This window comes from Georgenia sp. Z1344 (assembly GCF_049856295.1).
Lineage (GTDB): Bacteria > Actinomycetota > Actinomycetes > Actinomycetales > Actinomycetaceae > JB111.
Genome location: NZ_JBNDMZ010000009.1, coordinates 188,422 through 194,673, shown reverse-complemented (window position 1 = coordinate 194,673; position 6,252 = coordinate 188,422). Strand labels below are relative to the sequence as shown.

Below are 6,252 nucleotides of genomic sequence, written 5' to 3'. Positions count from 1 at the left end.
ACCGCGGTCGTGACCCGGATGAGTCACGACCCCGAGACCCGCGCCTACGTCGAACGCCGCGCCGGCGAGCACCGCACCAAGGCCGAGATCCGCCGCTGCCTCAAGCGCTACCTCGCCCGCCGCATCTTCCGCACCCTCAACAGCACCCCCGAACCCACCATGGCCGCTTGACGAAACATAGAAGGATCAATCTCGACGTGCACCAACCGCAGTCTCGACGAACGGAGGGTGGACGTCAGGCGTGGCCGCTCGGGTCCTCGAGGGCGTCGTCGCTCGGGTCGACGTCGACGTGCCGGGTCGGGATCGCCGGCTCGCCCTCCGAAAGCCGCCACGCCGGGTACGGGAGCGCGGCGCGGGACTCGGCGTGCCGGGCCTTCGCGGCCTCGAGCGCGTCGGGGCCGTGGTGCTCGGCCACGGGTTCGCCGCCGACCACGAGGTCGACCATGAGGCGTCGCGCCCCCTGCCGGTCGACCTCGGCCCACACCTGGTCCGCCGAGGTCCCGGAGACGACGAGCTCCTCGACCGCGTGCCCGGCGCCGTCGACGATCCGCCCCGCGCGCTTGAGCCCGCCGACCGACTTCTTCGACGTCGACCGCTTGGCGACCTCCCGGGGCCGGCCGTCGGCGCCCTCGCGCGAGACGAGCTTGTAGACGAGCTCGGCGGTGGGGTGGCCGGACCCGGTGACGAGCTTGGTGCCCACCCCGTAGCTGTCCACGGGGGCGGCGTTGAGGGCGGCGATCGCGTACTCGTCGAGGTCGGAGGTCACGGTGATCCGCGTCGTCGTGGCGCCGAGGGCGTCGAGCTGTGCGCGCACGGTGAACGCCTGCGCCACGAGGTCGCCCGAGTCGAGGCGCACGGCCCCGAGCTCGCCACCCGCGGCGCGCGCGGCGGCGACGGCCCGCTCGACCCCGCGCTCGACGTCGTAGGTGTCGACGAGCAGCGTGGTGCCCGGCCCGAGGGCGTCGACCTGCGCGGCGAACGCGTCCTCCTCGGAGTCGTGCAGCAGCGTGAACGAGTGGGCGGCCGTGCCGATCGCGGTGATGCCGTACCGGCGCCCGGCCTCGAGGACCGAGGTCGCGGAGAAACCGCCGACGACGGCGGCCCGCGCGGCGGCCACGGCGGAGTCCTCGTGGGTGCGGCGCGCGCCCATCTCGAGCAGCGGCCGGCCGTGGGCAGCGGTCGCCATCCGGGACGCGGCGGCGGCCACGGCGGAGTCGTGGTTGAGGATCGACAGGACGAGGGTCTCGAGGATGACGGCCTCGGCGAACGTGCCCTCGACCACCACGATCGGGGAGCCGGGGAAGAACACCTCGCCCTCGGGGTAGCCCACGACGTTCCCGGTGAAGCGGTACTCGCGCAGCCGGTCGATCGTCTCGTCGGACACGATCTTCGCCCGGTGGAGGTAGTCGAGCTCGTCGGGGCCGAACGTGAAGTCGCCGATCGAGTCGAGCAGCCGCCCGATGCCGGCGACCACGGCGTACCTGCGCCTGGCCGGCAGTCGACGGTTGAAGACCTCGAAGACGCTCTGCCGGTCGGCGGTGCCCGAGCGGACGGCGGCCTCGACCATCGTCAGCTCGTACATGTCCGTCTTGAGCGCGGTCGATGCGCGGTGGCTCATGTGGGGAGAGTAGTCGCGCGTCGGACCGCGGCGGTTATCGTGGACGTCATGGTTCAACCCGCGGTCCCGGCCGCCCCGGCGGCACCCACCGCCCCGGAGACCGACCGGCAGGCCGAGGAGAGCGCCGAGGCGGCGGCACGCCGGGCCCCGTCGTGGCGCTGCGTCGTCCACGACGACCCGGTCAACCTCATGACCTACGTGACCTGGGTGTTCCAGAGCTACTTCGGCTACCCGGAGTCCCGGGCGCACCGCCTCATGCTCCAGGTCCACCACGAGGGCCGGGCGATCGTGTCGACGGGGTCGCGGGAGTCGGTCGAGGCCGACGCGGCCGCGATGCACGGCTACGGCCTGTGGGCCACCATCGAGGAGGGCGAGGACTGACATGGACCCCTTCCGGCGCGTGCGCGGCGGGATCGCCTCCCACCTCGACGTCCACGAGCGACTCTTCCTCGCCCGGCCGTTCTCCGACGTCGCCGAGCTCCTCGGCCATCGCGAGCCGCACACCACCCTGCCCGACGCCGCAGCCTCCTCCGCTGGCGCCGGCACCTCCGGGGGCGGGGCCGCCCCCGGCGACGACGACGCAGCCCCGGCGGACGGTTCCGCGAGACCGGACGGTTCCGCGCCGTCGGCGGGCGCCGCCCGGCGGGGTGAGGGCGCACCGACGGGCGACGACGCCGTCCTCGCCGCCCTCGACTTCGTCCCCTCCGACGCCGGCCCCGCGGGCGACCGGCCCCCGACCGACCCGGCACTGGCCCGGCTGCTGCCCTCGATGTCCGAGGACGAGGCGATCGCGGGCGAGCTGCGCGAGCTCACCGAGGCGCCGCTGCGGGCGGACAAGATCCGGCGGATCATGGCGGTCGTCGACGAGCTCGACACTCCGACCGGCCCGCGGGGCTCGTTCTTCGTCCGGGACGGCCAGGAGGCCGACGTCCTGCGGGCCGTCAACGACGTCCGGCTCGTCCTCGGCACCCGCCTCGGGGTGGGGGACACGCTCGCGGACGACGAGCTGTACGCGCGCGCCGAGGCGGCCGGCAAGGGCGCGAGCGACGGCCCGGACGCCGTGCTCGAGGCCATGGCGATCCTTTACACGTCCTTGACCTGGTGGCAGGAGTCACTGATCAACGCGCTGCACACCAGGCCGCGGTCGAACTAGCGTCGTCGCCATGAACGATGCGCCCATCGGCATCTTCGACTCAGGCGTCGGAGGTCTGACGGTGGCTCGCGCCGTCATCGACCAGCTCCCGCAGGAGGAGGTGGTCTACATCGGCGACACGGCGAACACCCCCTACGGTCCGCGCCCGATCAGCGAGGTCCGCCACCTCGCGCTCGAGGTGATGGACGAGCTCGTCACCGCCGGCGTCAAGCTCCTCGTCATCGCCTGCAACTCGGCCTCGGCGGCCGTCCTCGCGGACGCCCGGGAGCGGTACGCGCTCGACGCCGGGGTGCCCGTCGTCGAGGTCATCCGCCCCGCCGTCCGCCGCGCGGTAGCCGCCACCGGCAACGGGCGCGTGGGGGTCATCGCCACGCGGGCGACCGTCGACTCGGGCGCGTACCGCGACGCGTTCGCCGCGGCCCCCCGGCTCGACCTGACGGTCGCCCCCGCGCCGCGGTTCGTCGAGCTCGTCGAGGCCGGCATCACCTCGGGCCCCGAGGTCCTCGCCGTCGCCGAGGAGTACCTCGCGCCCGCGAAGGAGGCGGGCGTCGACACGCTCGTCCTCGGCTGCACGCACTACCCGCTGCTGACCGGCGCCATCTCCTACGTCATGGGTCCCGACGTCACGCTCGTCTCGTCCGCCGAGGAGACGGCGAAGGACGTCTACCGCACCCTCGTGGCGCACGACATCGAGCGGAGCCCCGACGCCGCGCCGCCGCAGCACCGGTTCCTGTCCACGGGCGACCCGGAGGAGTTCGGGCGCCTCGCCCGCCGCTTCCTCGGCCCCGAGGTGCGCAGCGTCGAGGCCACGCGGCGCGGGGCGGTGGCGCTGTGAGGCTCACCGTCGTCGGCTGCTCCGGCTCGATGTCCGGCCCCGACTCCGCGGCGTCCGCCTACCTCGTCGAGGCGCGCGGTCCGGGGGAGGACGGCGCGGAGCGCACCTGGTCGATCGTGCTCGACCTCGGCCCGGGTGCGATGGGCGCGCTGCTCAACCACGTGGACCCCCGTGAGCTCGACGCCGTCGTGCTCTCCCACCTGCACGCGGACCACATGGTCGACCTCATCGGGATGCAGGTCTACCGGCGGTGGCACCCGGACGGCCCGCTCCCGCCGCTCGACGTCCACGGGCCTGCCGGCACGCTCGAGCGCACGCGGGCGGTCGGCGGGGACGACGAGGACGAGGACTACTCCGACGTCCTCACCTTCCGCACCCTGTCCACCGGCACCCCGGTGGCGGTCGGTCCGATGACGGTCGAGGTCTTCGACGCGTGGCACCCGGTACCGGCGTTCGGGATCCGCGTGACCGGGCCGTCGGAGGACGGCGCCGGCACCGTCTCCCTGGGCTACACGGGAGACACCGACTCCTGCCCCGGCCAGGACGCGATGGCGCAGGGGCTCGACCTCCTCCTGTCCGAGGCCGCGTTCCAGGAGGACCGGGACGAGGCCCGCGGCATCCACCTCACCGGCCGGCGCGCCGGCGAGCTCGCGGTCACCGGCGGGGTCGGGCGCCTCGTCCTCACCCACGTCCAGCCCTGGACGGACAAGCCGACCGTGCTCGACGAGGCGCGCTCCGTGTACGACGGTCAGGTCGACCTCGCGGCACCCGGCGCCACCTGGGTGCTCTGACAGCCTCCCGGTTGCTCTGTCAGACTTCCGGTCGCTGCGTCCCGCTCCGCCGATCCCGCTCCGCCGAGAGCGGATCGGCCGCCGGGCCCGCCGGCGACCGGCCTACCATCGACCATGGCCGAGACCGGACCCGCACCGCTGCGATCCCTGCGTCGCACGCCGCAGGAACCCCTGTGGCGCCACATGCTCGGGGAGCGGCTGCGGGCGCTGCGGCACGCGCGGGGCGAGCGGCTCGGGGACACGGCCGGTCGTGCGGGCGTCTCGCCCCAGTACCTCTCGGAGATGGAGAGGGGCGTCAAGGACCCCTCGAGCGAGATGATCGCCGCCGTCGCGGGCGCGCTCGGTGTCTCGCTCGTCGACCTCACCGTCGCCGTCAGCCGGGAGCTCGTGGCCCACGAGGCGCACGGCGCTCAACGATCGCGTGGGGCCGAGGTGCGGGCGACGCTCGCCGTCGCCGCCTGAGCGACGCCCAGGACCCGGGCGACGTGCAGCACGCGGGCGACGCCCAGGACCCGCGCGACGCTCAGGACCCGGGCGACGTTCGTCTCCCGAGCACCGCTCGCCGCCGTCGGCCGACCGGCGTGCGCGGCCCGGCCGCGCCGCTCACCTGCCCGTGAGCACGCGGTCGACGATCCCGTAGTCGACCGCCCCCTGGGCGGTGAGGACGAGGTCCCGGTCGGTGTCCGCCCGCAGCCGCTCGACCCCCTGCCCGGTGTGCTCGGCCATGATCGACTCCATCTCGGACCGGGTCCGCACGAGCTCGTCGGCCTGGAGGATGAGGTCGGGGATCGAGCCGCGCCCCTGGGCCGCCGGCTGGTGCAGCACCACCCGCGAGTGCGGCAGGACGGCACGCTTGCCCGGGGCGCCCGCGGCGAGCAGCACGGCACCGACGGAGACGGCCTGACCGACGCACGTGGTGGCGACGTCGGGCCGGATGTACCGCATCGTGTCGTAGATACCGAGCATCGCGCTGGGGTCCCCGCCCTCGCACGTGATGTAGAGGTGGATGTCCGCGGCCGGGTCGTCCTGCTCGAGGTAGATGAGCTGGGCGATGAGCGCGCCGGCCACCCCGGAGTCGATGCCGGTGCCGAGGTAGACGATGCGCTCGCTCAGCAGGTGGGAGTAGACGTCCATCGCGCGCTCGCCGCGCGGATGACGCTGGACGACGTTCGGGATCGTGTAGGAGCTCATCGCGCGGCCCCCACGGCCCCGCCGAGCGCGGGGATGCGTCGCGCACGGCGGGGTGCGACGTCGTCGAAGTCGGTGACGATCTCGTCGACGAACCCGTACTCCCTCGCCTCGCCGGCCGTGTACCACCGGTCGTGCAGGGAGTCCTCGAGGACCTGGGCGAACGGCCGGCCCGTGTCCTCGGCGACGAGGCCGAGCACCGTGTCCCGGGTGTGCCGCAGGTCGTCCGCCTGCAGCTCGACGTCGACCGCGCTCCCGGCGATCCCCGCCGAGCCCTGGTGCATGAGGACCCGTGCGTGCGGCATCGCCCGGCGCAGCCCCGGCGTGCCCGCGGACAGGAGGAACTGGCCGGCGCTGTAGGCGATCCCGAGGGCGAGCGTGGCCACGTCGCACGGGATCGTGCGCATGACGTCGCGGATCGCGAGCATCGCCGGGACGGACCCGCCGGGGGAGTGGATCCACAGCGCGATCCCGGCGGTCGGGTCGTCGACGGCGAGCGTCATCAGCTGGGTGGCCAGGAGAGTGCCGTTGTCGTCGTCGAGCTGGCCGTCGAGGACGAGCACGCGCTGGTCGTAGAGCGACCGGCGTGCCTCGGCGTCGAACCGGGGTGGGGGTGGGTTCTCGCTCATGGGGCGACGCTCGCACCCCGGCAGGGGTGAGGTCGCGC

8 protein-coding genes and 1 pseudogene are annotated in these 6,252 nt (G+C 74.2%); 6 read left to right on the top strand and 3 right to left on the bottom strand.

The genetic code is table 11. From position 1 onward, the window contains the following. Positions 1 to 171, top strand: a pseudogene (locus ACPYO6_RS11695) (IS110 family transposase); the annotation flags it as partial. A 64-nt stretch (positions 172 to 235) separates the two neighbouring features. Here ACPYO6_RS11695 and ACPYO6_RS11690 read toward each other — a convergent pair. Continuing rightward, entirely contained in the window at positions 236 to 1,618 is a 1,383-nt protein-coding gene (locus ACPYO6_RS11690) for a nicotinate phosphoribosyltransferase (RefSeq protein ID WP_425715049.1), read from the bottom strand. Between the two features lie 48 nt (positions 1,619 to 1,666). Between ACPYO6_RS11690 and clpS the strand changes: the two genes are divergently transcribed. The 5 genes from clpS (at position 1,667) to ACPYO6_RS11665 (ending at position 4,859) form a co-directional block, all read left to right on the top strand. After that, the gene (clpS, locus tag ACPYO6_RS11685; protein WP_425715048.1) at positions 1,667 to 1,999 is read left to right on the top strand and encodes an ATP-dependent Clp protease adapter ClpS; all 333 of its coding nucleotides are present in this window, start codon (positions 1,667 to 1,669) and stop codon (positions 1,997 to 1,999) included. Position 2,000: 1 nt separating this feature from the next. Then, positions 2,001 to 2,771, top strand: a complete 771-nt coding sequence (locus ACPYO6_RS11680; protein WP_425715047.1) for a DUF2017 family protein — start codon at positions 2,001 to 2,003, stop codon at positions 2,769 to 2,771. A 10-nt stretch (positions 2,772 to 2,781) separates the two neighbouring features. Continuing rightward, positions 2,782 to 3,606 (top strand): glutamate racemase, encoded by an 825-nt coding sequence (gene murI / locus ACPYO6_RS11675; RefSeq protein WP_425715045.1) that lies wholly within the window; start codon positions 2,782 to 2,784, stop codon positions 3,604 to 3,606. Next, positions 3,603 to 4,397 carry an MBL fold metallo-hydrolase gene (locus ACPYO6_RS11670; protein ID WP_425715043.1) on the top strand — a complete coding sequence of 265 codons (795 nt, stop codon included), beginning with the start codon at positions 3,603 to 3,605 and terminating at the stop codon, positions 4,395 to 4,397. Before murI ends, ACPYO6_RS11670 begins: the two co-directional genes overlap by 4 nt. Positions 4,398 to 4,511: 114 nt before the next feature. Further along, positions 4,512 to 4,859 (top strand): helix-turn-helix domain-containing protein, encoded by a 348-nt coding sequence (locus ACPYO6_RS11665; protein ID WP_425715042.1) that lies wholly within the window; start codon positions 4,512 to 4,514, stop codon positions 4,857 to 4,859. Positions 4,860 to 5,000: 141 nt separating this feature from the next. Here the strand turns inward: ACPYO6_RS11665 and ACPYO6_RS11660 are convergent, their stop codons facing one another. Then, complete coding sequence (locus tag ACPYO6_RS11660) at positions 5,001 to 5,588, bottom strand: ClpP family protease (RefSeq protein WP_425715041.1); 588 nt, start codon at positions 5,586 to 5,588, stop codon at positions 5,001 to 5,003. Continuing rightward, positions 5,585 to 6,214, bottom strand: a complete 630-nt coding sequence (locus ACPYO6_RS11655; protein WP_425715040.1) for a ClpP family protease — start codon at positions 6,212 to 6,214, stop codon at positions 5,585 to 5,587. Before ACPYO6_RS11655 ends, ACPYO6_RS11660 begins: the two co-directional genes overlap by 4 nt. Positions 6,215 to 6,252 lie beyond the last annotated feature (38 nt).

Bases quoted from the DNA above. Each gene is read 5' to 3' on its own strand.
- ACPYO6_RS11660 (WP_425715041.1), bottom strand. From the start codon at position 5,588: ATGAGCTCCTACACGATCCCGAACGTCGTCCAGCGTCATCCGCGCGGC.
- murI (WP_425715045.1), top strand. From the start codon at position 2,782: ATGAACGATGCGCCCATCGGCATCTTCGACTCAGGCGTCGGAGGTCTG.
- clpS (WP_425715048.1), top strand. From the start codon at position 1,667: ATGGTTCAACCCGCGGTCCCGGCCGCCCCGGCGGCACCCACCGCCCCG.
- ACPYO6_RS11690 (WP_425715049.1), bottom strand. From the start codon at position 1,618: ATGAGCCACCGCGCATCGACCGCGCTCAAGACGGACATGTACGAGCTG.
- ACPYO6_RS11665 (WP_425715042.1), top strand. From the start codon at position 4,512: ATGGCCGAGACCGGACCCGCACCGCTGCGATCCCTGCGTCGCACGCCG.
- ACPYO6_RS11680 (WP_425715047.1), top strand. From the start codon at position 2,001: ATGGACCCCTTCCGGCGCGTGCGCGGCGGGATCGCCTCCCACCTCGAC.
- ACPYO6_RS11655 (WP_425715040.1), bottom strand. From the start codon at position 6,214: ATGAGCGAGAACCCACCCCCACCCCGGTTCGACGCCGAGGCACGCCGG.